24 protein-coding genes are annotated in these 25,624 nt (G+C 62.9%); 20 read left to right on the top strand and 4 right to left on the bottom strand.

Annotation, left to right across the window (positions count from 1 at the left end; all coding sequences use genetic code 11):
• Positions 1 to 2,094: a TonB-dependent receptor plug domain-containing protein gene (locus tag IEW00_RS16595; protein ID WP_188515542.1), complete on the bottom strand. Its 2,094-nt coding sequence runs from the start codon at positions 2,092 to 2,094 to the stop codon at positions 1 to 3.
• Between the two features lie 184 nt (positions 2,095 to 2,278).
• Here IEW00_RS16595 and IEW00_RS16600 point away from each other — a divergent pair, with 184 nt between their 5' ends.
• From IEW00_RS16600 to IEW00_RS17605, 20 genes are all read left to right on the top strand, one after another.
• Positions 2,279 to 2,854: a PH domain-containing protein gene (locus IEW00_RS16600; protein WP_188515543.1), complete on the top strand. Its 576-nt coding sequence runs from the start codon at positions 2,279 to 2,281 to the stop codon at positions 2,852 to 2,854.
• Between the two features lie 27 nt (positions 2,855 to 2,881).
• On the top strand, positions 2,882 to 4,195 hold the full coding sequence (locus IEW00_RS16605) for a M20/M25/M40 family metallo-hydrolase (protein ID WP_188515544.1): 1,314 nt from the start codon (positions 2,882 to 2,884) through the stop codon (positions 4,193 to 4,195).
• 191 nt (positions 4,196 to 4,386) lie between these two features.
• Positions 4,387 to 5,478, top strand: coding sequence for a phytanoyl-CoA dioxygenase family protein (locus tag IEW00_RS16610; RefSeq protein WP_188515545.1), 1,092 nt, complete (start codon positions 4,387 to 4,389; stop codon positions 5,476 to 5,478).
• Between the two features lie 273 nt (positions 5,479 to 5,751).
• A complete protein-coding gene (gene creD / locus IEW00_RS16615) occupies positions 5,752 to 7,107 on the top strand; it encodes a cell envelope integrity protein CreD (protein WP_188515546.1) in 1,356 nt (451 codons plus the stop codon).
• Positions 7,108 to 7,169: 62 nt separating this feature from the next.
• Positions 7,170 to 8,456, top strand: coding sequence for an acyl-CoA dehydrogenase family protein (locus tag IEW00_RS16620; RefSeq protein ID WP_188515547.1), 1,287 nt, complete (start codon positions 7,170 to 7,172; stop codon positions 8,454 to 8,456).
• Positions 8,457 to 8,694: 238 nt separating this feature from the next.
• Entirely contained in the window at positions 8,695 to 9,702 is a 1,008-nt protein-coding gene (gene bchI, locus IEW00_RS16625; protein WP_188515548.1) for a magnesium chelatase ATPase subunit I, read from the top strand.
• On the top strand, positions 9,699 to 11,435 hold the full coding sequence (locus IEW00_RS16630) for a magnesium chelatase subunit D (RefSeq protein WP_188515549.1): 1,737 nt from the start codon (positions 9,699 to 9,701) through the stop codon (positions 11,433 to 11,435). The genes bchI and IEW00_RS16630 overlap by 4 nt, the downstream gene beginning before the upstream one ends.
• Positions 11,432 to 12,331, top strand: a complete 900-nt coding sequence (bchO, locus tag IEW00_RS16635) for an alpha/beta fold hydrolase BchO (protein WP_188515550.1) — start codon at positions 11,432 to 11,434, stop codon at positions 12,329 to 12,331. The genes IEW00_RS16630 and bchO overlap by 4 nt, the downstream gene beginning before the upstream one ends.
• Before the next feature lie 13 nt (positions 12,332 to 12,344).
• A complete protein-coding gene (locus IEW00_RS16640; protein ID WP_188515551.1) occupies positions 12,345 to 13,457 on the top strand; it encodes a methyltransferase in 1,113 nt (370 codons plus the stop codon).
• A gap of 177 nt (positions 13,458 to 13,634) precedes the next feature.
• Entirely contained in the window at positions 13,635 to 14,561 is a 927-nt protein-coding gene (bchC, locus tag IEW00_RS16645) for a chlorophyll synthesis pathway protein BchC (RefSeq protein ID WP_188515552.1), read from the top strand.
• Complete coding sequence (locus tag IEW00_RS16650; RefSeq protein WP_188515553.1) at positions 14,558 to 15,556, top strand: chlorophyllide a reductase iron protein subunit X; 999 nt, start codon at positions 14,558 to 14,560, stop codon at positions 15,554 to 15,556. The genes bchC and IEW00_RS16650 overlap by 4 nt, the downstream gene beginning before the upstream one ends.
• Complete coding sequence (bchY, locus tag IEW00_RS16655; protein WP_188515554.1) at positions 15,553 to 17,085, top strand: chlorophyllide a reductase subunit Y; 1,533 nt, start codon at positions 15,553 to 15,555, stop codon at positions 17,083 to 17,085. Before IEW00_RS16650 ends, bchY begins: the two co-directional genes overlap by 4 nt.
• The gene (bchZ, locus tag IEW00_RS16660; RefSeq protein WP_188515555.1) at positions 17,082 to 18,536 is read left to right on the top strand and encodes a chlorophyllide a reductase subunit Z; all 1,455 of its coding nucleotides are present in this window, start codon (positions 17,082 to 17,084) and stop codon (positions 18,534 to 18,536) included. The genes bchY and bchZ overlap by 4 nt, the downstream gene beginning before the upstream one ends.
• A 123-nt stretch (positions 18,537 to 18,659) precedes the next feature.
• On the top strand, positions 18,660 to 18,872 hold the full coding sequence (pufB, locus tag IEW00_RS16665) for a light-harvesting antenna LH1, beta subunit (RefSeq protein WP_017669604.1): 213 nt from the start codon (positions 18,660 to 18,662) through the stop codon (positions 18,870 to 18,872).
• Between the two features lie 16 nt (positions 18,873 to 18,888).
• Positions 18,889 to 19,074: a light-harvesting antenna LH1, alpha subunit gene (gene pufA, locus IEW00_RS16670; RefSeq protein WP_188515556.1), complete on the top strand. Its 186-nt coding sequence runs from the start codon at positions 18,889 to 18,891 to the stop codon at positions 19,072 to 19,074.
• 184 nt (positions 19,075 to 19,258) lie between these two features.
• Positions 19,259 to 20,083: a photosynthetic reaction center subunit L gene (pufL, locus tag IEW00_RS16675; RefSeq protein WP_188515557.1), complete on the top strand. Its 825-nt coding sequence runs from the start codon at positions 19,259 to 19,261 to the stop codon at positions 20,081 to 20,083.
• Between the two features lie 15 nt (positions 20,084 to 20,098).
• On the top strand, positions 20,099 to 21,151 hold the full coding sequence (pufM, locus tag IEW00_RS16680) for a photosynthetic reaction center subunit M (protein ID WP_188515558.1): 1,053 nt from the start codon (positions 20,099 to 20,101) through the stop codon (positions 21,149 to 21,151).
• 5 nt (positions 21,152 to 21,156) lie between these two features.
• Positions 21,157 to 22,269, top strand: a complete 1,113-nt coding sequence (gene pufC / locus IEW00_RS16685; protein WP_188515559.1) for a photosynthetic reaction center cytochrome PufC — start codon at positions 21,157 to 21,159, stop codon at positions 22,267 to 22,269.
• 60 nt (positions 22,270 to 22,329) lie between these two features.
• Positions 22,330 to 23,052: a hypothetical protein gene (locus IEW00_RS16690; protein WP_188515587.1), complete on the top strand. Its 723-nt coding sequence runs from the start codon at positions 22,330 to 22,332 to the stop codon at positions 23,050 to 23,052.
• Entirely contained in the window at positions 23,053 to 23,181 is a 129-nt protein-coding gene (locus tag IEW00_RS17605) for a hypothetical protein (protein ID WP_268235846.1), read from the top strand.
• Between the two features lie 226 nt (positions 23,182 to 23,407).
• On the opposite strand, the gene IEW00_RS16695 is transcribed toward IEW00_RS17605, so the two are convergent.
• The 3 genes from IEW00_RS16695 to IEW00_RS16705 all read right to left on the bottom strand — a co-directional run bounded on the left by IEW00_RS16695 (position 23,408) and on the right by IEW00_RS16705 (position 25,610).
• Positions 23,408 to 23,731: an HNH endonuclease signature motif containing protein gene (locus IEW00_RS16695; protein WP_188515560.1), complete on the bottom strand. Its 324-nt coding sequence runs from the start codon at positions 23,729 to 23,731 to the stop codon at positions 23,408 to 23,410.
• A 7-nt stretch (positions 23,732 to 23,738) separates the two neighbouring features.
• A complete protein-coding gene (locus tag IEW00_RS16700; RefSeq protein WP_229737109.1) occupies positions 23,739 to 25,097 on the bottom strand; it encodes an amidohydrolase in 1,359 nt (452 codons plus the stop codon).
• 117 nt (positions 25,098 to 25,214) lie between these two features.
• On the bottom strand, positions 25,215 to 25,610 hold the full coding sequence (locus IEW00_RS16705; protein ID WP_188515561.1) for a VOC family protein: 396 nt from the start codon (positions 25,608 to 25,610) through the stop codon (positions 25,215 to 25,217).
• Between the last annotated feature and the right edge of the window lie 14 nt (positions 25,611 to 25,624).

Here is a 25,624-nt window from a genome sequence, read left to right on the forward strand (position 1 = left end):
TCAAAAGCTGCCGTTGATATCGAGCGAGACGACCGGGCCGAAGAACCGGTCCCGGTCCTCGACGAATGCCACCGGGCCATTGCGCCTGTCGACGAAGAATGTACGGCGAAACGCCTCGTTGGTGCCGATCAGGTTCGACATCCCCAGCCGCACCGTGAGGCCGGCGACATTCTTGTTCTCGACATAAAATCCAAGGTCGCCGCCATTGATCGGGAACTCGGCCAATTGGCTCAGGCGAACCTCGTCTGCCCGGCTGAAATCGAAGTAGTTCGCGCCGACCGCCCAATCGCCGCCGGGAATGTCATAGCGGAACTCGGCGCTGAACTCGTGGATGGTTTCACCCGAGATGCGGCGCCGGATCCCCGTGAGCGGATCGGGCACGCTGCTCTTGCGATAGGTATAATCGATATCGAAGCGCACTCCGGTCCAGCCGATGACATCCATCTTGAACGTGCTGTCGAGTGATAGGCCCCAAATCGTGGCGCTGTCGATGTTGCCGGGTGCCTCTCCGGTCAGCCCGATCGGCACCTGATCGACGATGTCCTCGACAAAGTTGACGAACGCCTTGGCGTTGATCGATCCCAGTGCGCCAAGGTTCTGGGTCGCCTGAAAGTCGATGTTCCAGCTTTGCTGCGGCACAAGATCGGGGTTGCCGCTGTTCTGGTTCTCGGCGCCCAAATCCGCTGACGCCACGAAATCGAAGAAATTGAGCTGGCCGACATCGCGCTGCGCCCGCAGGCTGAGGTCGAGCCGCGGGGTCGCCTTCCACGCCAGTGCGACGAAGCCCTTGGGGCGGATGAAGCTGCGGGTCAGCCCGCCCGCGCCGCTTTGTACGATCTGCGAATACTCCCCGCCAAGCGAGGTTTGCAGCGTGAGTGTCGGCGACAGCGGACGGCCATAGCTCAAGCCGATTTCGGCGCGCTTTTCCTCGACCACGGCATCGGATCCAGGCAACGGAATGGGCACGAAGGTGCCCGAGCTGTCGAGCAGCGCAAGGTCCGCGCGGGTGTCGAGCGTGTTGATCGCGCCCTCTAGGCTGAACTGCCAGTCGGCCTTGCCGGCCTTCCAGCCATATTCGGCGCGCGCAATGGTTTCGGTCTCGTCGATCACGGTGGCCAGGCTGTTGCCTTCGCGCGGGCGGAGATCCTCGAAATCGAGGAAGATACGGGTGAAGAACGGGCTGTGCTCGAACCGGCGCAGGCCGATCAGCTTGAGGTTGCCGCCCCATAAAGGAAACAGGTAATCGCCGCCAATCTCGTAGTTGTACTCTTTCTCGGACTCGAGATAATCGCGGTCGCGCACCACCTCGCCGTCCGACTGCTCGGTAATGCGGGTCCAGGGGCGCTCGAGCGAGAGATTGAGGTTGCCGATCTGCCCGCTGTCGCCGGTGTATTTGAGGCCTGCCGCAAGACGGGGCTGGTCGCCGTTGACGTACAATTCCTCATAGCGCCGATCGGTGACCAGCCCGGTTGCATCGAGCACCCGTTCGGTACCCGCGTTGCCGTTGCGGAAGCTGTCGTTCGAGAGGCTGAGCGTATAGGCAATCTTGCCCGCCTTGCCGCTCACTGACACCTCGCCATCGAGAAACTGGGGATCGGTGCGGCGAAAGCGGACCCGCGGGCTCCAGCGGAACTGGCCGGTCAGCGAGTCTACCTTGCTGACGATGTTGACCACCTGTCCGGTCAGGCCCGGCAGGTTGAGCGTGGCGCCGTCGAGCAACTCGATGCGGATGACATTGCTTGCCCCGATCCGGCCGAGCTCGGAAACGACGTCGTTGCTCTTGCCCGAAAAGCGCTCGCCATTGATCAGCACGTTGCTGCCCGCCTGGCCCAGCCCGCGCCGGTCCTCGCCCTCGGAAATGGAGAAGCCCGGGATCTGCCTGACCATGTCGAGCGCGGTGCGCGGCGCGAATCGGTCGAAATACACCGGATCGAAGCTGCGTAATGGTGCGGCGGTGGCGGGAGGAGGCGCATCGGCAGCATCCTGCGCCAGGACGAAGCTGGGGCTCCACAGCAGACCCGCCAATGCGGCAGAAGCAAGCAATCGGACGGTCACGCTGAATTCCCCCAGACGAGCGCGGCACGTTTCAGACATGCTCAACTACACTCGTAGTCGCTCTGTGTAGCCATCGCCGTCTTTTTCGTCATCACCTTCGACGGGTGCACTTTTGCCTTCGACCAAATGCAACATGCCTGCGACGGCCGCCATGGCCATTTACCAGGCGCGACGGGCCGGGTAAGACCGCAATGGCGGCGCGCGCCGACGGGAGGGATGTGACATGGATCCGCACGATATTATCGAACATCGCCCGATCGAGAACAGGTCCACGGTCCGCCGGATGGACGGGCTGCCGCGCATCGAGTTCCGTTCCTCCACCTTTGCATGGCTTTTCCAGTCGGGCAGCGGCTGGATCATCCTGGTGCTGGCGGTCGCGGTGATCGCTGGCGGGTCTTATGCCGGATATTGGTGGCAGACGCTGGCGGTGCTGACGGTGGTGCTCAGCGTGTTCATCGCCTGGACCCATATCGAAAACCGTACCAGCCTGTTCTGGATCGACGACCAGCGGCTGTTCATGCGGCGCGGCATCCTGATGCGCAGCGAGGAAGAGGTCGAGCTTTACAGGATCAAGGACGTGAAGGTCTCGTTCTCGATCATCCAGCAGATGTTCGACAACGGAACGATCCAGATATCCTCGTCCGAATCGAGCGGACGGCTGGCCTCGGTCGGGCCGCAGCCACGAACCACGATCGAGGTGACCAATGTCCGTGATGCTCGCGCGATCCGCGCCGAACTGCGCGACCGGGTCGAGGCGATCCGCCAGAAGCGCGGCGTGCGCGAATTCGATATCGGCTGAAAAAATAACAAAAAGGGAGCAACTTACATGACCTTCAGGACACTTGGGCTTGCGCTTGCGACGGCATCATTGGCGTTCTCAGCCCCCGCGCTGGCCAAGCTTTCGCCTCAGGAAGAGCGCATCGTCGCCGCCGTGGACAAGGGTCATGATCGCTGGATCGGCGTGCTCGAGGCGATCACACTGCAGAACAGCGGCAGCCGCAACATCGCCGGGGTGAAGAAGGTTGGCGAGATGGTGACTCCCGAGCTCGAGAGGCTGGGCTTCAAGGTCGAATGGGTGGACCAGAGCGCAGCCAAGCGCTCGGGCCATCTGATCGCGACGCGCACCGGCCGCCCAGGCAGCACCAAGATGCTGCTGATCGGCCATCTGGACACCGTGTTCGAACCTGATTCTCCGTTTCAGGCCGTCCGCCGCCTCAACGAAACCACGATGGAAGGCCCGGGGGTCGAGGACAACAAGGGCGGCGTGGTGACGATGTTTGCAGCCCTGGAAGCGATGCAGGCTGCGGGCACGTTGTCTGCCGCGACGATTACCGTCGTACTCACCGGTGACGAGGAAGACGCGGGCGACCCCATCGACGTGGCGCGCGCCGATCTGGTCAAATGGGGCCAGTGGGCCGATGTCGCGCTCGATTTCGAGGGATTGTCCCAGATCGACGGCAAGGACATGGGGTCGATCGCGCGTCGCTCGTCCTACAGCTGGCAGATCAACGCCACCGGCAAGGAAGGCCACAGCCAGGGCATCTTTTCGGCCAGCGCAGGCCATGGCGCGATCTACGAGCTCGCACGGATCATCGACCAGTTTCGCAAGGAGCTCCCCGAAGACAAATTGACCTTCAACGTCGGGCTGATCGCGGGCGGATCGGTCGCAGCACTCGATGCCGATCTGGTGCGCGCGCAGGCGGCGGGCAAGACCAACATCATCCCCGCAGTGGCGGTGGCGCGCGGCGACTTCCGGACCTTGAGCGATGAACAGTCCGACCGAATCAAGGCCAAGATGCAGGCCATCGTCGCCCAGCACCTTTCGGGCACCGGGGCGGAGATCGTGTTCGAACAGGGCTATCCCCCGATGGCGCCGACCGAGGGCAATCGCGGGCTGCTGCGCCGGCTCAACTTGGTCAATGCGGACCTTGGCCTTGAGCAGATGGCCGAACTTGACCCGCTCAAGCGCGGCGCGGGCGATATCTCGTTTGTCGCGCGCTATGTCGACGGGCTGGTTGGGATGGGACCTGCGGGCGATGGCGCCCACGCGCCGGGTGAAACGGTCGATCTGCCCAGCATCAAGCGTCAGGCCAAGCGTTCGGCGATATTGATGACGCGGTTGTCGATGGAGAAGAGGTGAGGGCCGGATTTCGGGGATTAGCCTCTATCGGTTTGAAATCCCCTGCTGATCATCCTCTGGTTAACCCGATGTAGAAGTTTCTGCGCCAAGAATATGCGCCGGCTCCAAATCCTCCAAGACTGCCACGCATGAATGTGACGACAATCGGCAGGCCACTCGGGGAATGCCGGATCGTTGTGAGGCAGATTGGCATGGATGAACTCAAGGTTTCCAACGATACCTCCCTGTTTGAAGTGCCTGCGGTCTTGGATGATACAGGCAGGCTTACGGATTCTTGTGTCCGACAAGCCCTGACGATGATGGATACTCACGGCCTGGTTCTTCTGACAAACCTGCTTTCGGACGAGGAAGCGGATGTTGGCCTGGAGCTGATGCGGCAAACCATCGATGATCCCAATCGCAGCCGCAGTTCGTTTGCGAGCGAGACGGACAACCATTACGTGCGCCGCGACTTTTGCTCGCTTCCTTCGTCTGCGCCGGTCATCCGCTTTGCTGCCACATTGTGCCAGCGTCTTGAGGGCGTGTACTCGGAATATTGCGGGCGATCACGTTCGCTGCTCGAAGTCGCTACCTTCACCAGCTATTTCGGCTCGTCGCATCAATATATTCACCGAGATCCCGCCGGGGTGATCAGCCTTTTTGCTGCCGTGGAAAATGTATCTGCGGACCAGGGGGGAACGGTATTCATTCCGGGCACGCACATGTACGGTGGTGCTGGAAACAAGCATGGCGGCAGGGCCAATGCGTTGATGGAACTGTTCCGACTGCAATGTAATTATCGCATCTTTCGGCATAACCTGAAAAAACTTTGGCTTATGCGCAAAGACAAGGCGTCGCTGGCACCTGGCGAATTTGTTGACCGGGTGTTTTCGAAAAAATGGGATCAGCATCAGCCGAATTTGTTGCGCTTTGTCCTGGGGAAAAACTCGCAATTCAGTCTGCGCATGCTTGGCCCGCGCACGTTATGGAAGCTGTATCGTCACCGCGAGGCATTGAATGACCTCTTCTCCCTGGTGCAGGCGGCGCCGCGCAAGGGTACGGTTATTCTCTATCGGAGTGACCTGCTCCATGCCGGACCCGACAACCGATCGACACATCCCCGGCGAATCTTCGGCATGAGCTTCGCACGCGACATCATCGACGCTAAATTCTGGCATGATGGCTATTCGCCGCATCCCACATTGTCTGCGCATCCGATGAGCCTAGGCGACCTGCTCGATTCCTCGCCCTTGCCGGGTCCCTCCAGAACGCTGAACCAGCACCCGAGCACATTGGTGGAGTGATCGTGCTGCGATGATTGCGTGGGTATCGGCCTTCCGGATAAAGGCCCTGGGGTGGTCAGCGATATGTCTGAGGGGGCATCGCCGCTCAGGGCTGGTGGAAACCGGACGCCCCTATTGCTAGCGGGCAATGAACGGGATGGGACGCCCGGCTTCCTCGATAGGGTTAATATCCCCCTGAGCGATTCGCTGTGCGCCAGTTCACACCCGATTAAGTTTTTCGCCAGTAGCTGAACCGTGCAATTTCATCGATGAACTGTTTATGAGGACCGCCAAATGGCCAAGGATCGCAGTCCGGGTTTCAAACTGGGCATGACCGTGCTGATCGGCGCGCTGCTCGCGATCCCGCTGTTCATGGTGTATGCGCTGGTCTGGGACCGGCAGACCCAGTCCGAAACCGCGCGCGCCAGCGTCGCCGAGGGCTGGGGCGGGCCGCAAATGCTGGCTGGCCCGGTGATGGTCGTTCCCTACCGCCAGCAGTCGGTCGAGACGGTGACCGAAAACGGCAGGGCGACGACCCGCGCTGTCACGATCGAGCGCGAGCTTTTCCTTGCCCCGGTGAAGAACGACGCTGCGGTCGATGTCAGCCCCGAACGGCGGGTCAAATCGATCTACGAGACCGTGGTCTACGAGGCCCGGATCAAGGGTGCCGCGCGTTTCGCACTGCCCGATGATCTCGCACGCTTCGGGGTTAGACCTGAAGAACTGCTGTTCGACCGCGCCGAAATCCGTATCGGTATATCGGATGCGCGCGGGCTGCTCGCGGACAACAGCATCAGCATCGGCGGAACGGCGCTGCCGCTGCGCCCCGGCAAGGGGCTGGGCGCGACCAACGGATCGGGCTTCTTCGCCTTTGCCGACTGGTCTGCCACGGCAGGCGCGCCGCTCGATGTCGGCTATCGCTTCGGGGTGCGCGGCAATGGCCAACTCACCCTGATCCCCGATGCCGAGGCAACGACATGGACGGTCACCTCGGCCTGGCCGCACCCCAGCTTTGCTGGTCAGTTCCTGCCCAACAGCCGCTCGGTCACCGAGGCAGGGTTCACCGCGCGTTATGCGATCAGCAACCTCGCGCTCGGCCGCGCGATCGTCCAGTTGCCACAGCCGGGCGAGGCTGCACCCGGGCAAGGCGCGCAAGCGGCGCAGATCGACCTGATCGAGCCGGTCAATCTCTACAGCCAGGTCGACCGCGCAGTGAAATATGGCTTTCTGTTCATCGGCTTTACCTTCCTCGCGTTCCTGATGTTCGACATCATCGCGGGCGCGCGCGTTGCGGCGGCGGAATATCTGCTCACCGGCGCGGGGTTGATCCTGTTCTTCGTGCTGCTGCTCGCCTTTGCCGAGATCATCGGCTTTACGCTCGCCTATCTGGCGGCATCCGCTGCGATCATCGGCCTGATCAGTACCTATAGCGCTGCGGTGCTGGGCAGTGCCAAACGCGCAGGGTTTATCGGCGGGCTGCTACTCGGGCTGTATGCCTTGCTCTACGTGCTGCTCAACCTCGAGGCCTATTCGCTGATCATCGGCTCGTTGCTACTGTTCGTGGCGCTGGCGGCGGTGATGTATGTGACCCGCAAGGTCGACTGGTCGGGGCTGGGCAAGCGCGACGAACCAGTGGAGCTGACGGCCTAGGGGCTTGCCGCGCGCGTAAAGCCGTTCATAGTGCATCCAAACAATAATGTGAGGATGCACCTATGGATTTTGCGCTGCCGGCGGAGCTGACCGCCTATCTGGCCGAGCTTGATGCGTTTATCGACGCCGAGATCAAACCGCTCGAGCAGGCGGACGACAACATCCGCTTTTTCGATCATCGCCGCGAATGGGCGCGCACCGATTTCGACGCAGGCGGCCTGCCCGCGCACGACTGGGAAGAGCTGCTGCGCGAGGCGCAGCGCCGCGCCGACGCTGCCGGGCACTGGCGCTTCTCGGCACCAAAAAAATACGGCGGCAAGGATGGTTCGAACCTGTGGATGGCGTTGATCCGCGAGCATTTCGCCGCCAAGGGGCTGGGACTGCACAACGATCTGCAGAACGAGCATTCGATCGTCGGCAACTTCCCGTTCGTCGCGATGTTCGAGGAATTCGGCACTGAGCAACAGAAGCAGGAGTTCATCCTCGGCGGGTTCGATCGGATCCGGATCACCGCGTTCGGCCTGACCGAACCCGACCACGGATCGGACGCGACGCATATGGAGACGCGCGCGGTGCGCGAGACCCGCGATGGCGTTGCTGGCTGGCGGATCGATGGCGAAAAGATGTGGATCACCGGGATGCATGTCGCAACGCACTGCGCGCTGTTCGTGCGGACCAGCGGCGAGGATGGCGATGCTAAGGGGATTACCTGCCTGCTGGTTCCCACCGAGACGCCGGGGCTGAAGATCGAGGAGTATCTGTGGACGTTCAACATGCCCACCGATCACCCGCGGCTGTCGTTCACCAACGTGTGGGTGCCAGAAACCGCGATGCTGGGTGAGGAGGGCAGGGGGCTCGCGCTGGCGCAGAGCTTCGTCCACCAGAACCGCATCCGCCAGGCGGCGTCGTCCTTGGGCGCGGCGGTGTTCTGCATTGAGGAGAGCGTGAAGTACGCGCGAAAGCGCAAGCCGTTCGGCAAGGCGTTGTCGGAGAACCAGGGCATCCAGTTTCCCTTGGTCGAGCTTGCGACCCAGGCCGAGATGCTGCGCTGGATGATCTACAAGACCGCCTGGGACATGGACCGGCTGCCGCATAAAGCTATCGAGCGCGAAATCTCGGACAAGGTCAGCATGTGCAACTATTGGGCGAACCGGTTGTGCTGCGAGGCTGCCGATCGCGCGATGCAGGTACACGGCGGCATCGGCTATTCGCGCCACACCCCATTCGAGCACATCTACCGCCACCATCGCCGCTACCGGATCACTGAAGGATCCGAGGAGATCCAGATGCGCAAGGTCGGCGCGTATCTATTCGGCTATCTGGGGCCGAGGCGGGGGACGTTCGAGTGACTTTCTTAAATCCTCCCCCAGCTTGCTGGGGGAGGGGGACCGCCCGCGCAGCGGGTGGTGGAGGGGAAGCGGGATAGTGCTCCCGGTTGAACGGTGTGCCAGCCCGCCTCCCCTCCACCCCCGACCTGTGGTCGGCGGTCCCCCTCCCCGAGACAAGCTCGGGGAGGATTAAAACAGACTGTCAACTTTTCCTGACACTCCCGCTTGTCGCGGCGAACCAATCTGTTAGACCTCAATTATGCCTTTTCCATTTTCCGCCATCGTCGGCCAGGACGAAATGAAACGTGCGCTGCTGATCTCTGCAGTCGATCCCAGGATCGGCGGGGTGATGGTGTTTGGCGATCGCGGCACGGGCAAGTCCACCGCCGCGCGCGCTCTCTCGGCGCTGCTGCCGCCGATGCTGGCGATCGCCGGCTGCCGATACAATTGCGCGCCCGAAGAAGCACATCGCTGCCCTGACAAATGCTCCGAAACGAAGGGCGCAAAAGCCGCCAAGGTGCCGGTACCGTTCGTCGATCTGCCGCTGGGCGCGACCGAGGACCGAGTGCTCGGCGCGCTCGACCTGGAACGCGCGCTGGGGCGCGGCGAAAAGGCGTTCGAGCCCGGGTTGCTCGCGCGCGCGCATCGCGGATACCTTTATATTGACGAGATAAACCTGCTCGAGGACCATCTGGTCGACCTGCTGCTCGATGTCGCCGCCTCGGGCGAGAATCTGGTCGAGCGCGAGGGGCTGTCGGTACGGCACCCGGCGCGTTTCGTGCTGATCGGCAGCGGCAACCCCGAGGAGGGCGAGCTGCGTCCGCAATTGCTCGACCGGTTCGGGCTGTCGGTCGAGGTCAAGACGCCGCAGGATATTGAACAACGCATTGAAATCATGCGGCGGTGCGATGCGCTCGAACGCGACGGAGCGAATTTCATGGCAACCTGGGCCGATGCCGACGCCAAGATCGTCAGGCGCCTCGCCAAGGGCAAGAAGGCGCTGCCAAATGTTGCGATGCCTGAGGCAACGCTCACCGATGCCGCCACCTTGTGCATGGCCGTCGGCGCGGATGGCCTGCGCGGCGAACTCACGCTGATGCGTGCTGCGCGCGCCTATGCCGCGCTGGAAGGCGCGAAGTCTGCCGAGCGCAAGCACCTGCGCGCGGTCGCGCCGATGGCGCTGCGCCACCGGCTGCGCCGCGACGTGCTCGACGAAACAGGATCGACGGTGCGGATCGACCGGGCGCTGACCGAGCTCTTCGGATGAGCGACGCGCTGCTGGCGGCCGAATTGCTCGCCGCCGCGCCTGCCCGGCTGGGCGGGATGTGGCTACGCGGGCAGGCTGCCGAGCGGGATGCGGTGCTGGCGTTTCTGGCGGAAGAATTTGCAGGCCTGCCGGTGCGCCGCCTGCCGGTGCATATCGACGAGGAACGGCTTTGCGGCGGCATCGATGTCGCCTCCAGCCTGTCGGCCGGACGCCGGATCGAACAGGCGGGACTGCTTGAGGAGGTCGCTGGCGGGTTGCTGATCGTGCCGATGGCCGAGCGGCTGGGTGGCATGGTCGCGGGGCGTATTGCGCAGGCGATGGATGCAGGCGCAGGCTTTGCGCTGGTGTTGATCGACGATGGCGGAGAGGAGGAAGTGCCGCCTGTTTCGCTGACCGAGCGGGTGGCGTTCTGGTGCGATTTTTCTGCAAACCCTGCTTCAACCGTCTCAGGTTCCGACCTCCCCCGCATTCCCGAGCGAAGTCGAGGGACGCGCGCGCTACCGGTTGCGAAAGGTCCCTCGACTTCGCTCGGGAACACGGAAGGGGGGTTAGAGCTAGCTAAAGCCGACCGCCAGACCCTCGCCAACATCACCCTCGCGCTCGGCATCGATTCCGCCCGCGCGATGCTGTTCGCGCAGTCTGCGCTCTGGCTTTCCGCACACATCGAAGACCGCGACGCCATCACCGACGACGACACCCAGTTCGTCGCCCGCACGGTGCTGGGCCCGCGCGCCACCCGCATTCCGCAACAGGCCGAAGAGCCACCACCGCCTCCGCCCCCCGAAGGCGAGGATGAGCCACCGCCCGGGGATAATGACGGCGAAGACGAACAGCACGATCCCGATCAGCTCGATGACCTGATTTTGGCATCGGTGCTGGCCTCGATTCCCAAGGATGTGCTCGCGCGGATCGGCGAGGGACGCTCGGCGCGGCGGGCAACCGGCGGTGGCGGGGCAGGGCGCAAGCGCGCCTCGCAGATGCGCGGACGGCCATTGGGCGCACGGCCCGGGCTGCCGCGCGGCGGCGCACGGCTGGCGCTGATCGATACGCTGCGCACTGCGGTACCCTGGCAGGAGATTCGCCGCCAGCAGGAGGGCGTGGACGCACCCAAAAGGCTGCGCATCCGCAAGGGAGATTTGCGCATCCGGCGGTTCGAGGAACGCGCCGAGGCGCTGACGATCTTTGCTGTCGATGCGTCGGGCTCTTCGGCGCTGGCCCGGCTCGCAGAGGCCAAGGGCGCGGTCGAGCTGATGCTGGCGCAAAGCTATGTCAAACGCGCGCAGGTTGCGTTGATCGCGTTCCGGGGGACCAGCGCCGAACTGTTGCTTCCGCCGACCCGCTCGCTCACCCGCGCCAAAAAGGTGCTCGGTGAACTTCCCGGCGGTGGTGGCACGCCGCTGGCGCTCGGGCTGTCGGCAGCCGGTGAGCTTGCCGAGACTCAGGCCGCACGCGGTCGGACGCCGTTCGTCGCGCTGCTGACCGACGGCAAGGGCAACATCGACAAGAACGGCCAGCCCGGGCGCGCGCAGGCAGGCGAGGATGCGCTGGCTGCGGCAAAGCGCTTTGCCCAGTCGGGAACACAGGCCGTGGTGATCGATATCTCCGCCCGGCCGCAGCCCGAAGCCGCAGCGATTGCAGCAGCGATGCGTGCGCGCTATCTGGCGCTGCCGCGTGCCGATGCGCGCGGGGTCGAGCGCGCGGTGTCCGCGCTGCAATTCGGGAAAAGCACATGAGTTCGGTACGCTGGGAGGTTGACGGGCACGACTGGCCCAACCGCGAACATAGCCGCTTCGTGCGCGCAGGAACGCTCGACTGGCACGTCCAGGTCGCCGGACCCGACCGCCCGGATGCACCGGTGCTGCTGCTGATTCACGGCACGGGCGCGGCGACTCACAGCTGGCGCGACGTGCTTCCGCTGCTCGCGCAACATTACACCGTGATCGCGCCAGACATGCCCGGCCATGGCTTTACCCGCGGGCGTATCGCGGGCGGGCAGAGCCTGCCGGGGATGGCCAGGGCGCTGGGCGAACTGCTGGGCAAGCTGGGCTATGCTGCACCCTCGGTGATTGTCGGTCATTCGGCTGGCGCGGCCATCGGCATCAGGCTGGTCATCGATCTGGGAATCGACGCGCCGATCATTGGCCTGAACCCGGCATTGCTGCCGTTTCCGGGGCTGGCTGCACGGCTGTTTCCGGCGATGGCGCGGGCGCTGTTCGTCAATCCGTTCACCGCGATGATCTTCGCGCAGATCGCCAGCAGCCAGAGCGAGGTCGGCAAATTTCTCAAGAAATCGACGGGTTCACGGATCGATTCGCGCGGTGTCGAGCTTTATCACCGGCTGTTCCGCACATCGGACCATTGCGCCGGTGCCATCGGCATGATGGCCAACTGGGACCTGGAAACGCTCGCCGCAGACCTGCCCAGCGTCGCGGCACGTTCCCTGCTGGTGCACGGCGCACGCGACAGCGCGATTCCCCTCGACTCGATCGAACGGGCCGGCCAGATGATGCCGCATGCAGACGTCATCACTCTGGCTGATCTGGGTCATCTGGCGCACGAGGAGGCTCCCGAGCAGGTTTGCGCGCTGATCCTCGAATTTGCCGCACACACGTCCGCCGTGGCGGCCTGATGGCGGCGGATTGATGACAACAGGATTCAGGCAGCGCTGGGTCGGCTGGCGCAACGGCATCATCTCGAACCCCGCGTTCCAGTCCTGGGCATCCCGATTCGCGCTCACCCGCCCGGTCTCGCGTATCCGTGCAAAGCGGTTGTTCGATATCATCGCCGGGTTCACTTATTCGCAGACACTGTATGCCTGTGTCGAAAGCGGCATCATCTCACGGCTGGAACAGGGCGCGGCGCGATCGGCCGAGCTGGGCTCGCTGGCACGGCTCGATTCGCAGGCAACCAGGCGCTTGCTGCGCGCGGCAGCGGCACTGGGGCTGATCGAGAGCGTGGGCGACGATCTGTGGATGCTGGGCGAGCAGGGCGTCGCTCTGGTCGGCAACCCGGGTGCCATCGCGATGATTCGTCACCACCACCTGCTCTATGCTGATCTTGCCGATCCGCTGAGCCTGCTGCGCGGCGAACGCACCGAACCGGGGGCGCTGGCGGGGTACTGGCCTTATGCGCTGGGCGATGGCAGCGAGGGCGAGGATCAGGCTGCGGTTTCGCCGTATTCTCAGCTGATGTCCGCCTCGCAGCCGATGGTCGCCGATCAGGTGGTGCACGCCTGGCGATTCGACCGGTACAAGCGCATGCTCGATGTCGGCGGCGGTTCAGGCGCGTTCATCGCGGCGGTGGCCAAGGTCGCCCCCGCGCTCGACTTCGGGCTGTTCGATCTGCCTGCGGTAACCGCGATCGGCGCGCGCCTGTTGGGCGAGCAGGGCGTCAGGGTTAACGCCCACCCCGGCGATTTTCGCAACGATGCGATTCCCATCGGCTATGACCTGATCACCTTGATCCGAATCCTGCACGATCACGATGATGCGCTGGCGCAGGCGCTACTGGTCAAGGTTCGCGCCGCGCTTGCGCCCGGCGCCACGTTGCTGATTGCCGAGCCGATGGCCGGAACCAGCGGCGCAGAGGCGATGGCCGATGCCTATTTTGGCTTCTATCTGCTCGCGATGGGCTCGGGCAGGGCGCGCACCCCGCAGGAAATTGGCGCCATGCTGACAAAAGCAGGCTTTGCCTCCTGGCGCGAGCGGCCGACCGGTCTGCCGATCGTCACCCGCGTGATTTCCGCTACGGCCTGAGCGGGCCGCCACCTGCGATCCGGCCCCTGGTGTCAGAGTGTCCAAAAACAAATGCACCTGAATGTGTAAACCTACATTGACACTATGGGGAGTTAAGTTAAGATGACACCATGTTCAGGGGTCTCGTAAGCGGCTCCTGCAAAGGCTCAAAACAAGGGGAGCGTTCTCGTGCAGGCAATGGCGGTAATTTTTGAAGCGCCGCATCGCCTCGCCCTGCGTTCCTTGACGCTGAATGCGCCCGAGTCCGGCGACGTCGTCGTCGAGATCGTCTGGAGCGGAATCAGCACCGGCACCGAAAAGCTATTGTTCACCGGCAAGATGCCGAACTTCCCCGGATTGGGTTATCCCTTGGTCCCCGGTTACGAATCGGTGGGCCGGATCATCGACTCGGGCGCCGAATGCAAAGGCCGGATCGGCGAGTGGGTGTTCGTTCCCGGCGCCAACTGCTTTGCCGATGCGCGCGGTCTGTTCGGCGGATCTGCCCGGAGACTCGTGGTGCCCTCGGCCCGCGCGCTTCCCATCGATGAAAGCTGGGGATCGGACGGCGTTCTGTTCGCTCTGGCCGCCACCGCGCTGCATGCCATGGCGGGCGGCGATGCTCCCGACCTGATCGTCGGCCACGGCATTCTGGGTCGCCTGCTGGCCCGTCTCACCATCGCCAGCGGTGCGCCTGCACCGACTGTGTGGGAAATCGATGCATCGCGCAGTGCCGGCGATCATGGCTATGCCGTGATCCACCCGGATAGCGACGAGCGCCGCGATTATCGCAGCATCTGCGATGTCAGCGGCGACAGCACCCTTCTCGATACGCTGATCGGTCGGCTCGGCAAGGGCGGCGAAGTGACCCTCGCCGGTTTCTACCAGCAGCCGCTCAGCTTTACCTTTCCCCCCGCATTCATGCGCGAAGCTCGTATTCGCGTTGCAGCGGAATGGGGACCGGACGACCTGGTCGCGATCCGCGCGATGGTCTCTTCAGGGGCACTCAGCCTCACCGGGCTGGTCAGCCATGTTCAGCCGGTTGCCGATGCGCCCAGCGCATACCCGACCGCATTCACTGACCCGGCCTGCCTCAAGATGATACTCGATTGGAGCGCTTGCGCATGACGATGTTGGAAAATTCAGGTCCCGATACGGCCGCTCTTCGCGAAGAAGCGTCGCACGAGCCCGATCCCGTCGCCACGGGGCCCGTGACCAAGGAAACGCAGATCATCGCGATCTATGGCAAGGGCGGCTCGGGCAAGAGCTTCGCGCTCTCCAACCTCAGCTACATGATGGCACAGCAGGGCAAGCGCGTGCTGCTGATCGGGTGCGATCCCAAGTCCGATACCACCAGCCTGCTGTTTGGCGGCAAGGCCTGCCCGACGATCATCGAAACCAGCTCGCGCAAGAAGCTTGCCGGTGAAGAAGTGCGCATCGAGGATGTCTGCTTCCAGCGCGACGGTGTGTTCGCGATGGAACTGGGCGGCCCCGAAGTGGGACGCGGCTGCGGCGGACGCGGCATCATCCACGGCTTCGAACTGCTCGAAAAGCTGGGCTTCCATGACTGGGGCTTCGATTTCGTGCTGCTCGACTTCCTCGGCGACGTGGTCTGCGGCGGCTTCGGCCTGCCGATCGCCCGCGACATGTGCCAGAAGGTCATCGTCGTAGCCTCGAACGATCTGCAATCGCTCTATGTCGCCAACAACGTCTGCAAGGCGGTCGACTATTTCGGCAAGATGGGTGGCAATGTCGGCGTTGCAGGCATTCTGATCAACAAGGACGATGGCACCGGCGAAGCGCAGGCGTTTGCAGAGGAAGTCGGCATTCCGGTGCTCGCCTCGATCCCTGCCAACGACGATATCCGTCGCAAGTCGGCGAATTACCAGATCATCGGACGCCCCGACACCGAATGGGCCTCGCTGTTTGAAGAGCTCGCGATCAATGTCGCCGAAGCGCAGCCGACGCCTCCGCGTCCGCTGACCCAGGATGGCCTGCTCGCCCTGTTCAAGCCCGAGGACACCGGCGGCAACGTCGAGCTCGTCCCCGCCAGCCAGGCCGACATGCGCGGCGGCACTTACGAACAGAAGCCTTCGCTCGAAGTGGTTTATGATACCGTATGAATGACCTCCCCGCCTCTTCCGCCTCACGCACACCCGACCGGATCGACCTTGTGGCCGCGCCTGTCGAAGGGGGGTGCTCGTCAAAGGACACCATGCGCGCAGCGGCCGAAGAGGCTGGCAAGGGCGAGATCCTGGCGCGCTATGCCGCCGATTATCCCAAGGGCCCGCACGATCAGCCGCAAAGCATGTGCCCCGCATTCGGATCGCTCCGTGTCGGCCTGCGCATGCGCCGCACCGCAACGATCCTCTCGGGATCAGCCTGCTGCGTCTATGGCCTGACCTTCACCTCGCATTTCTACGGCGCGCGCCGTTCGGTCGGTTACGTGCCGTTCAGCTCGGAGACGCTGGTCACCGGAAAATTGTACGAAGACATCCGCGATGCGGTGCATCTGATGGCCGATCCGGCGCTTTATGACACTATCGTGGTTACCAACCTGTGTGTTCCCACCGCGTCGGGTGTCCCGCTGCAGGGTTTGCCCAAGGCAATCAACGGCGTGCGGATCATCGGCATCGATGTTCCAGGGTTCGGCGTGCCGACGCATGCCGAAGCCAAAGACGTGCTGGCAGGCGCGATGCTGGCTTATGCCCGCAAGGAAGCCTCGCAGGGGCCCGTGGCGGCTCCCAGCCATCGCCCCGATCGCCCGACGATCACGCTGCTGGGCGAAATGTTCCCCGCCGATCCGGTCGGCATCGGCCAGCTGCTTGAGCCCTTGGGCCTGGCTGCAGGGCCGGTCGTCCCCACCCGCGAATGGCGCGAGCTTTATAGCGCGCTCGATTGCGCCGCAGTCGCCGCGATCCATCCGTTCTATACCGCCAGCGTGCGTGAGTTCGAAGGCGCTGGTCGTCCGGTAGTCGGTTCGGCGCCTGTGGGCGTTGATGGCACCGCTGCCTGGCTCGATGCGATCGGTGCCACCTGCGGCATCGCGCAGTCGGCGGTCGATGCCGCCAAGGACAAGTTCCTGCCCGCGATCCGCGCAGCGCTCGCCGCAAACCCGATCAAGGGCCGGATCACCGTTTCGGGCTATGAAGGCTCCGAGCTGCTGGTCGCCCGGTTGCTGATCGAAAGCGGCGCGGATGTGCCTTATGTCGGCACCGCCTGCCCCAAGACCCGCTGGTCCGAACCCGACCGCGCCTGGCTCGAGGCCAAGGGTGTCCGCATCCAGTACCGCGCCAGCCTGGAGCAGGACATCGCCGCGGTCGAAGAATTCCGCCCGGACCTGGCGATCGGCACCACGCCTGTGGTCCAGCACGCCAAGAGCGAAGCGATCCCGGCTTTGTATTTCACCAACCTCATTTCGGCACGGCCACTGATGGGTCCGGCAGGCGCAGGTTCGCTGGCTCTGGTGATCAACGCCGCGCTCGCCAACCAGGACCGGTTCAACCGGATGCAGAGCTTCTTCGACGGTGTCGGCACCAACGAGACCGCCGGAATCTGGCGCGATACGCCGGTCGACCGGCCCGAGTTCAAGAAGAAGTACGCTGCACGCATCAAGGGACTCAACAAGTCCGAAGAGGCGGTGGGCACATGACCCTTATTATCGATCATGATAGGGCTGGCGGCTATTGGGGCGCGGTCTACGCGTTCACCGCGATCAAGGGCCTGCAGGTCATCATCGACGGTCCTGTGGGTTGCGAAAACCTGCCGGTGACCTCGGTGCTGCATTACACCGATGCGCTGCCGCCGCACGAACTCCCCATCGCCGTGACCGGCCTGGGCGAGGAAGAGCTTGGCAAGACCGGCACCGAAGCTGCGATGCGCCGCGCCTGGCAGACGCTGGATCCCGATCTGCCCGCCGTGGTGGTCACCGGATCGATCTCAGAGATGATCGGTGGCGGGGTGACCCCCAATGGCACCAACATCCGCCGGTTCCTGCCGCGTACCATCGATGAAGATCAGTGGCAGGCCGCCGATCGCGCGCTGACCTGGCTGTGGACCGAGTTCGGCCCCAAGAAGGTCAAGCCGCTCGCCCCCCGCAAGGAAGGCGTGAAGCCCAAGGTCAATATCCTCGGCCCGATCTATGGCACGTTCAACATGCCCAGCGATCTGGCCGAGATCCAGCGGTTGGTCGAGGGCATCGGCTGCGAGCTCAACATGGTGTTCCCATTGGGCAGCCATCTGGCCGATGTGAAGAAGCTGGCCGACGCAGAGGTCAACATCTGCATGTACCGCGAGTTCGGCCGCAATCTGTGCGAAACGCTCGAGCGGCCGTATCTGCAGGCGCCGATCGGGCTGGAATCGACGACCTTGTTCCTGCGCAAGCTGGGCGAGCTCACCGGCCTCAACCCCGAGCCGTTCATCGACCGCGAAAAGCACACCACGATCAAGCCGTTGTGGGACCTGTGGCGCTCGGTGACCCAGGATTTCTTCGGCACGGCCAGCTTCGGCATCCATGCCAACGAAACCTATGCGCGCGGGATCCGCAATTTCCTCGAGCACGACATGGGGCTGCCGTGCAACTTCGCCTTCAGCCGCACCGCCGGGGTCAAGCCCGACAACGAGGCGGTGCGTGAGGCGATCCGCACCAACCCGCCTTTGGTCATGTTCGGCAGCTATAACGAGCGGATGTATATGGCCGAGTGCGGTGCGCGCGGCATGTACATTCCCGCCAGCTTCCCCGGGGCGGTCATCCGCCGCCACACGGGAACGCCGGTGATGGGCTATTCCGGGGCGACTTGGCTGGTTCAGGAAGTGTGCAATGCGCTGTTTGATGCGCTGTTCCACATCCTGCCCTTGTCGACCCAGATGGATGCAGTTGCGGCTACTCCGGCCAGAATCGAGCGGGAACTCGATTGGACGCCGGAAGCCAAAGCGCGGCTTGACCAACTGGTCGACGCGCAACCTGTCTTGGTGCGGATTTCTGCTGCCAAGAACCTGCGCGACGCGGCCGAAAGGGCTGCGCGGCGCGCAAACGAGAATTCGGTAACCGAAGTGCGGCTGGTGGAGGAAGCCGTCGCACAGAATATGGGGCAGCCTGCGTAAGCGGCTGGTCCAGTCATCGGCCTTGGGACGGGGCCTCCACCATCCGCGCAGGGATTTCTCTGTCGGATAATCGCCTGGAAGGCGTCGCTTTGGCGTACTTCCACATTTGAAGGAGAATATCTCATGGCAGATGAAGGGATGGGTCCTGCGACCTACCTGACGGAAAGCGAAGCAAAGGAGTTTCATAAACTCTTCGTTGCAAGCTTTGCCTTTTTTACGATCATCGCGATCATCGCGCATGTGCTGGTTTGGCAGTGGCGCCCATGGTTCCCGGGTACTCCGGGCTATGAAGCGACATCCAGTCTCGATCCCGTGACTGACGTCCAGCTCAGCTAATTCAAGGATATTTATCATGCATAGAATGTGGCAAACATTCGACGGCAACAAGGTTCTGACTGCACTTGCAGTTTTCCTGTTCGTCCTCGCACTTCTGATCCATTTCATCCTGTTGAGCACCAATCGCTACAACTGGCTGGAAGCCCCCAACCCTACGGCTGCTCCGGCAGCGGTGGCCGCGGCATCGGCGATCACACCCTGAAACAGGGAAAAAGCCAGTGTGTCGTCTGACCAGGCGATAAGGGCGGACCGGCAGGAGTTTTCCATCTGGTCCGCCCCTGGCACTGGTGATGTGGCAGTGATTAGAATTTGAGACCCCGGTTAAACGGGGAAAACTATCCGGTTCGTTGCGCCCATGCCGCAACGGATAACGAAGGAGTCTGGCAATGGCGCTCTTGAGCTTCGAGAGAAAATATCGTGTCAGAGGCGGAACATTGGTCGGCGGGGATCTGTTCGATTTCTGGGTCGGGCCATTTTATGTCGGCTTCTTCGGGATCACGACGCTGTTCTTTTCCGCCCTTGGCACCGCGCTCATCTTTTATGGTGCATCCCAGGGCGGCACCTGGAACCCGTGGCTGATCAACATCGCTCCGCCTGACCTCAGTTATGGTCTGGGCCTCGCGCCACTGAAAGCTGGCGGTCTGTGGCAGATCATCACGGTCTGCGCGATCGGCGCCTTTGTCAGCTGGGCGCTGCGCGAGGTGGAAATCTGCCGAAAGCTGGGCATGGGCTATCATGTGCCCTTCGCCTTTGCGGTCGCAATTTTTGCCTATGTAACTCTGGTGGTGTTCCGCCCGATGCTGCTGGGTGCCTGGGGACATGGTTTCCCTTATGGCATTTTCAGCCATCTCGACTGGGTGTCGAACGTCGGCTACCAATATCTGCACTTCCACTACAACCCGGCCCATATGCTGGCCGTGTCGTTCTTCTTCACCACGACCCTCGCTCTGTCGATGCATGGCGCGCTGGTTCTCTCGGCGGTCAATCCGGCCAAGGGTGAAGACGTGAAATCGCCCGAATATGAAGACACCTTCTTCCGCGACCTGATCGGCTACTCGGTCGGCACGCTCGGTATCCACCGGGTTGGCCTGCTGCTGGCGCTGAATGCAGGCTTCTGGAGCGCAGTGTGCATCATCATATCCGGCCCGTTCTGGACCCGCGGCTGGCCGGAATGGTGGACCTGGTGGCTCAACCTGCCGATCTGGATGTGAGAGGGATAAATCACCATGCCTAGTTATCAAAACATCTTCACCCAGGTCCAATTGCGCGGGCATCCCGAAATGGGTATGCCGCACAAGGACGGCAGCGATCCTCGCATCAACGCAACGACATTCAGCTACTGGATGGGCAAGATCGGCCAGGCTCAGATCGGCCCGGTCTATTTGGGCAAGCTGGGGCTAGCATCGCTCTTGTTCGGCACGCTGGCGTTCGTGATCATCGGGCTCAACATGCTGGCCTCGGTTAACTGGAACCCCAACGTGTTCCTCAAGGAGTTCTTCTGGCTCGCGCTCGAACCTCCTGGCCCGGAATGGGGCTTCTCGCCGATGGTGCCGCTGGCCGAGGGTGGCTGGTGGATCATCACCGGCTTCTTCCTCACCACTTCGATCTTGCTTTGGTGGCTGCGCACTTACCGCCGCGCCAAGGCGCTGGGCATGGGCACGCACGTTGCCTGGGCTTTCGCCAGTGCCATCTGGTTGTACCTCGTGCTGGGCTTCATCCGCCCGGGACTGCTGGGCAGCTGGTCGGAAGCCGTACCCTTCGGTATCTTCCCGCACCTTGATTGGACCGCAGCCTTCTCGATCCGTTACGGCAACCTGTTCTACAATCCCTTCCATGCTCTCTCGATCGCCTTTTTGTATGGCTCCGTCTTGCTTTTCGCGATGCACGGCGCCACTATTCTGGCTGTGGGTCGCTATGGTGGCGAGCGTGAGATCGAACAGATCTACGATCGTGGTACTGCCAGCGAACGTGCCGGACTGTTCTGGCGCTGGACCATGGGCTTCAACGCCACCATGGAATCGATCCATCGTTGGGCCTGGTGGTTTGCAGTGTTGACCACACTTACCGGCGGTATCGGCATTCTGTTGACCGGCACGGTTGTCGATAACTGGTATCTGTGGGCTCAGGAGCACAACTTTGCCCCTGCCTATCCCGATACCGGTGTTATCGATCCCAGCACGACGCTCATAGCACCGAGCGAGGTTGTGATCGATCCAAACCAGATGGTTGAGGACCCAAGCGTACAGCCGATGGTCCCCACCCAGACGCAAGGGAGCTGACAGCCATGCTTAGTCTTTCGAAACTCACTGCCATGGGGGCGCTGGCTTTGGCCGGCCTCGCCCTGGCGGGATGCGAATTCGGCCCCAAGCAATCACAACAGACAGGGTATCGCGGCACCGGCATCGCCCAGATCGTCGACCCGCAGAATGTTGTTGCGCCGGGCGAAGTCCCACCACCCCCCTATGACCTGCCTGCGCCTTCAGGGCCCAAGGCCGGCGAGGTGTATCAGAACGTCAAGGTCCTGGCCAATGTCAGCCAGGAAGAGTTCGACTACACCATGGCTGCGATCACCCAGTGGATCGTGCCAGCCGATGCGCCTGCCGAAGAAGCCGGGTGCAATTACTGCCACAATGCCGAAAATCTGGCCGACGACAGCAAATATACCAAGGTTGTCGCGCGTCGGATGATCCAGATGACGCAGAACATCAACCAGAACTACTCGGATCACGTCAAGCAGACCGGTGTCACTTGCTATACCTGCCACCGGGGTGCAGCCGTTCCGGCCTATGTCTGGACCGACCCAAGGCCGTCTGACGGCCGTCTTATGGGCAACAAGCGCGGCCAGAACACGCCAAGCAGCGCGGTGGCTTTTGCTTCGCTCCCGCTAGATACCTATGCCAAGTATATGCGCGGCAATTCGGGTCCGGCTCGGGTGATCTCGAAGACGATCCATCCGACCACCGCCAATCGCCAGACCACCAAGGATGCAGAAGGCAATTACGCGATCATGATGCATCTGTCGCAATCGCTGGGCGTCAACTGCACCTATTGCCACAACAGCCGCTCGTTTGCGCGCTGGGAACAGAGCAGCCCGCAACGCGCGCTGGCCTGGTATGGTCTGCAGATGGTGAAGAACACCAACGAGGAATATATCCACCCGCTGGCAAATGTGTTCCCGGCGAACCGGCTTGGACCGCAGGGTGATCCCTACAAGACCAATTGCGCCACCTGCCACCAGATGCAGCGCAAGCCGCTGGGCGGTGCCCAGATGGCCAAGGACTATCCGGCTCTGTTGACGCTCGCTCCGACCGTCGCCCCGGCTCCCGGCGCAATGCCGGCGAACGGTACAGCAGCAGCGGCAGCGGCACCCGCCGCAGCGGCTGCAGCCGGCAATTGAGCTGACACAATCCCTCCCCCAGCTTGCTGGGGGAGGATTTTTTGATTGATCGCCCATCCCATGCATCTGTTTGAAGCCCTGGTTGTTCTCCACGTCATCGCCGGAGCGACCGGGCTGATTGCGTTCTGGGTTCCCATCGCCGCCCGCAAAGGTGGGCCCGCGCATCGTCGCTGGGGACGGATCGGGACCTATGCCTTTCTTGCGGCGGGGACCTTGGCGATCGGCATGGCGCTGCTCTCGCTCTATGGTCCCGAACAGCGGCTGCCGGTGATCACCGACCGGGTGCTGTTTGCCGGCCTGTTCGGATGGATGATGCTGTATCTGGGCATGCTGACCATCGGGTTTGCGGTCTACGGCCTTGCGGTCGTGCGCCACCGCGCCAACCGTGCGGCCCTGCGCGGCCCGTTGTACCAGGCGATGTTCGCAGCCGTGATCGCCTCGGCCTTGTGGTGTGGATATTTCGGCCTGAGCATCGGCCAGCCCTTGATGGCGGCGGTGGCATTGATCGGCCTGGCGGCTGTCGCCACCCAGCAATTTTATGTCTGGCGCCAGGCGCCACCACCGCGCGCGCATGTTCCCGAACATTTTCGCGCACTGCTCGGCATGGGCATTTCGGCCTATACCGCGTTCCTGTCGGTCGGACTGATCCGGCTGGTGCCCGACCACGTCTTCAACCCGCTGATCTGGGCGATCCCCAGCATCATCGGTGTCAGCCTGATCATCCGCTTCTCGCTCGGCGCGCGGCCAACGCGGCGTCAGCCGCCCCAGCAGCAGGAGGCCTGAATGAGCGAGTGGATCGGCGACAATATCGGCATCATCGAGATGGCATTCACCGGCGCGGTGGTGCTGGGCCTGTGCGCCTGGCAATACTGGCAAGTGCGCGATGCGGGCAAGCCGCCCAAGGACGAATAGGGAGAGGGCTACCCTTCACAAGATCCGCTCAGCCTGAGCCTGTCGAAGGCATCGCTCCGAAGATCGCCATAACATTACATCGTTTTCCGGCGAGCGCCGGAATCTAGGGCGACCACAGCGCAATCCGACTCTTGGACTCCGGCGTTCGCCGGAGAAACCGGCCAGCGGCAGCGGGGCCTTCGATGAACTCAGGTTGAGCGGAGGTGAGCGCGAAGTGTGCGAACGCTCAACGCTCCCGCTTCTTCGTCGGCGCGTTGAAATCCGCAGGCTTGCCCGCCACCCAGCTGAGGAACTTGGCGACCTCCGGATGGCTGCGCAACGCCTCGACATTCTCGCCGATGCGCCCGAGTTTGCTGTTGGTGAAGTGTGCGTGAATGGTCCGGTGGCAGATCGGGTGGACCGGCTCGCGGGCCTTGCCGCCTTTGGCCTTGGGCACGGGGTGGTGGTATTCCACCACCTCGCCCAGATCGCGACCACACAGCCAGCACGGGACGGGCGGGGCTACAGCCGCCTCATCTTCTTCGTCTTCCCAGGCGCGGCGTTTTGCCATCAGATCATCAATCCGCCGTCGGGCCGTTGCCGGGGCCGAGCAGGTCGATCACCGCGCTCACCATCGCCTCGGTCGCCAGCGTGATCGATTCGCGCGGGGCAACCTTGAAGAACGGCGAGTGATGCGCAGGGACAGGCGGCCCGCCCGTCTTGGCTGCGTCGATATCTGCCTGCGGGGTTCCGCCGACGTTGAAATACAGCCCCGGCACATCGGTGTTGGGCGCGACGAAATAGGCAAAGTCCTCCGCGCCCATGCCGGTCTGCGGCTCGTTGGTCAGCAGCGCCTCGGTGCCGAAACGTTTGGCGAAGGTCTTGGTGATCCGCTCGGTCAGCGGCTTGTCGTTGACCGTCACCGGGGTCGATTCAAAGCCGACCTTGACCTGCGGCAATTTGTCCTCGGGGAGGCCGTTCATCCGCCCGACGTTTTCAGCAATCCGCTTGATGCCATCGAGAAGCTTCTTGCGCACCGCATTGTCGTTCGATCGTACGGTGAGCTGCAGTTCGGCCTTGTCCGAGATGATGTTGTGCTTGAAGCCCGAATGGAACGACCCGACCGTGACCACACCGGCTTCGAGCGGCGAGATTTCGCGCGAAATCAGCGTCTGCAGCGCAACGACGATCTCGGCGCCGATCAGGATCGGGTCCTTGCCCATATGCGGATAGGCGCCATGCGTGCCGACGCCGAACACGGTGATATCGACCGAGTCCGACGATGATGAGGTCAGGCCAGGCTGGATCTCGATCTTGCCGGTCGGCGTGCCTGCCGATACGTGGAAGGCGAGTGCGTAATCGGGCTTGGGAAAGCGGGTATACAGGCCCTCCTTGAGCATCTTTGCCGCGCCGCCAATGCGTTCTTCGGCAGGCTGGACGACGAACACGATCGTCCCTTTCCACTGGTCCTTCATCGCCGCCAGCCGACGCGCGGTGCCGACCATCGACGTGATGTGGGTGTCATGCCCGCAGGCGTGCATCACCGGCTTTTCGGTGCCGTCGATATCGATCTGGCGGACCTTGGACATATAGGGCAGCCCGCTGTCCTCGGCCAGCGGCAGGCCGTCCATGTCGGCGCGCACCATGATCACCGGCCCATCGCCGTTCTTCATGATGCCGACCACGCCGGTGACGCCGACACCTTCGGTCACCACCGCGCCCGTCGCCCGCAGTTCGGCCGCCATAATCTTGGCGGTGCGGGTTTCCTTGAACGACAGTTCGGGGTTTGCATGGAAATCGAGAAACAGTTTTTCGAGCTTGGTATCGTAATCCTTCGCGACCGCGCTGCCCAACGTATCTTGCGCAGATGCAGGCACCACCAGCACCAGCGCGATTGCGCTGCCGATCAAGCCCCAAGCTTTTGCCCTGTTCATCATGATTGTCCCCGTTTCGATGTCGTTTTCCGGCGAAACCCGGAATCCAGAGGCGATGTTGCGCGCTCCCGCTCCTGGACCGCGGCTTTCGCCGGAGAACGATGGTCAAGGGGCAGCACGTCAGTCCGCCGGACCCATCTTGAACGCGCAAAGCTTGTTGCCGTCAAGGTCACGGAAATAAGCGGCATAAAAAGCCTGCTCGCCATCGGGGCCGCGCAAGCCGGGTTCGCCTTCGCAGCTGCCGCCCAATTCCAGCGCCTTGGCGTGAAGCATATCGACCTTGGCACGCGTATCGATAACCAGCGCGACCATCATGCCATTGCCCACCGTGGCCGCTTCGCCGTTATAGGGTTCGATCACCGCGATGCCCGGGGTGCCCCAGGCCATGCCATACAGGGTAAAGTGGTTTTCCTCCATCCGCATCAGTTCGCTGCCACCCAGCGCGCCGATCAACGCAGCATAAAACCCGCGCGCCTTGGTGATATCATTGGTGCCAACGGTCACATAACCGATCATCGTTCGTCTCCTGC

The sequence above is a fragment of the Blastomonas aquatica genome, from assembly GCF_014639875.1.
In the GTDB taxonomy this organism is placed as follows: domain Bacteria; phylum Pseudomonadota; class Alphaproteobacteria; order Sphingomonadales; family Sphingomonadaceae; genus Blastomonas; species Blastomonas aquatica.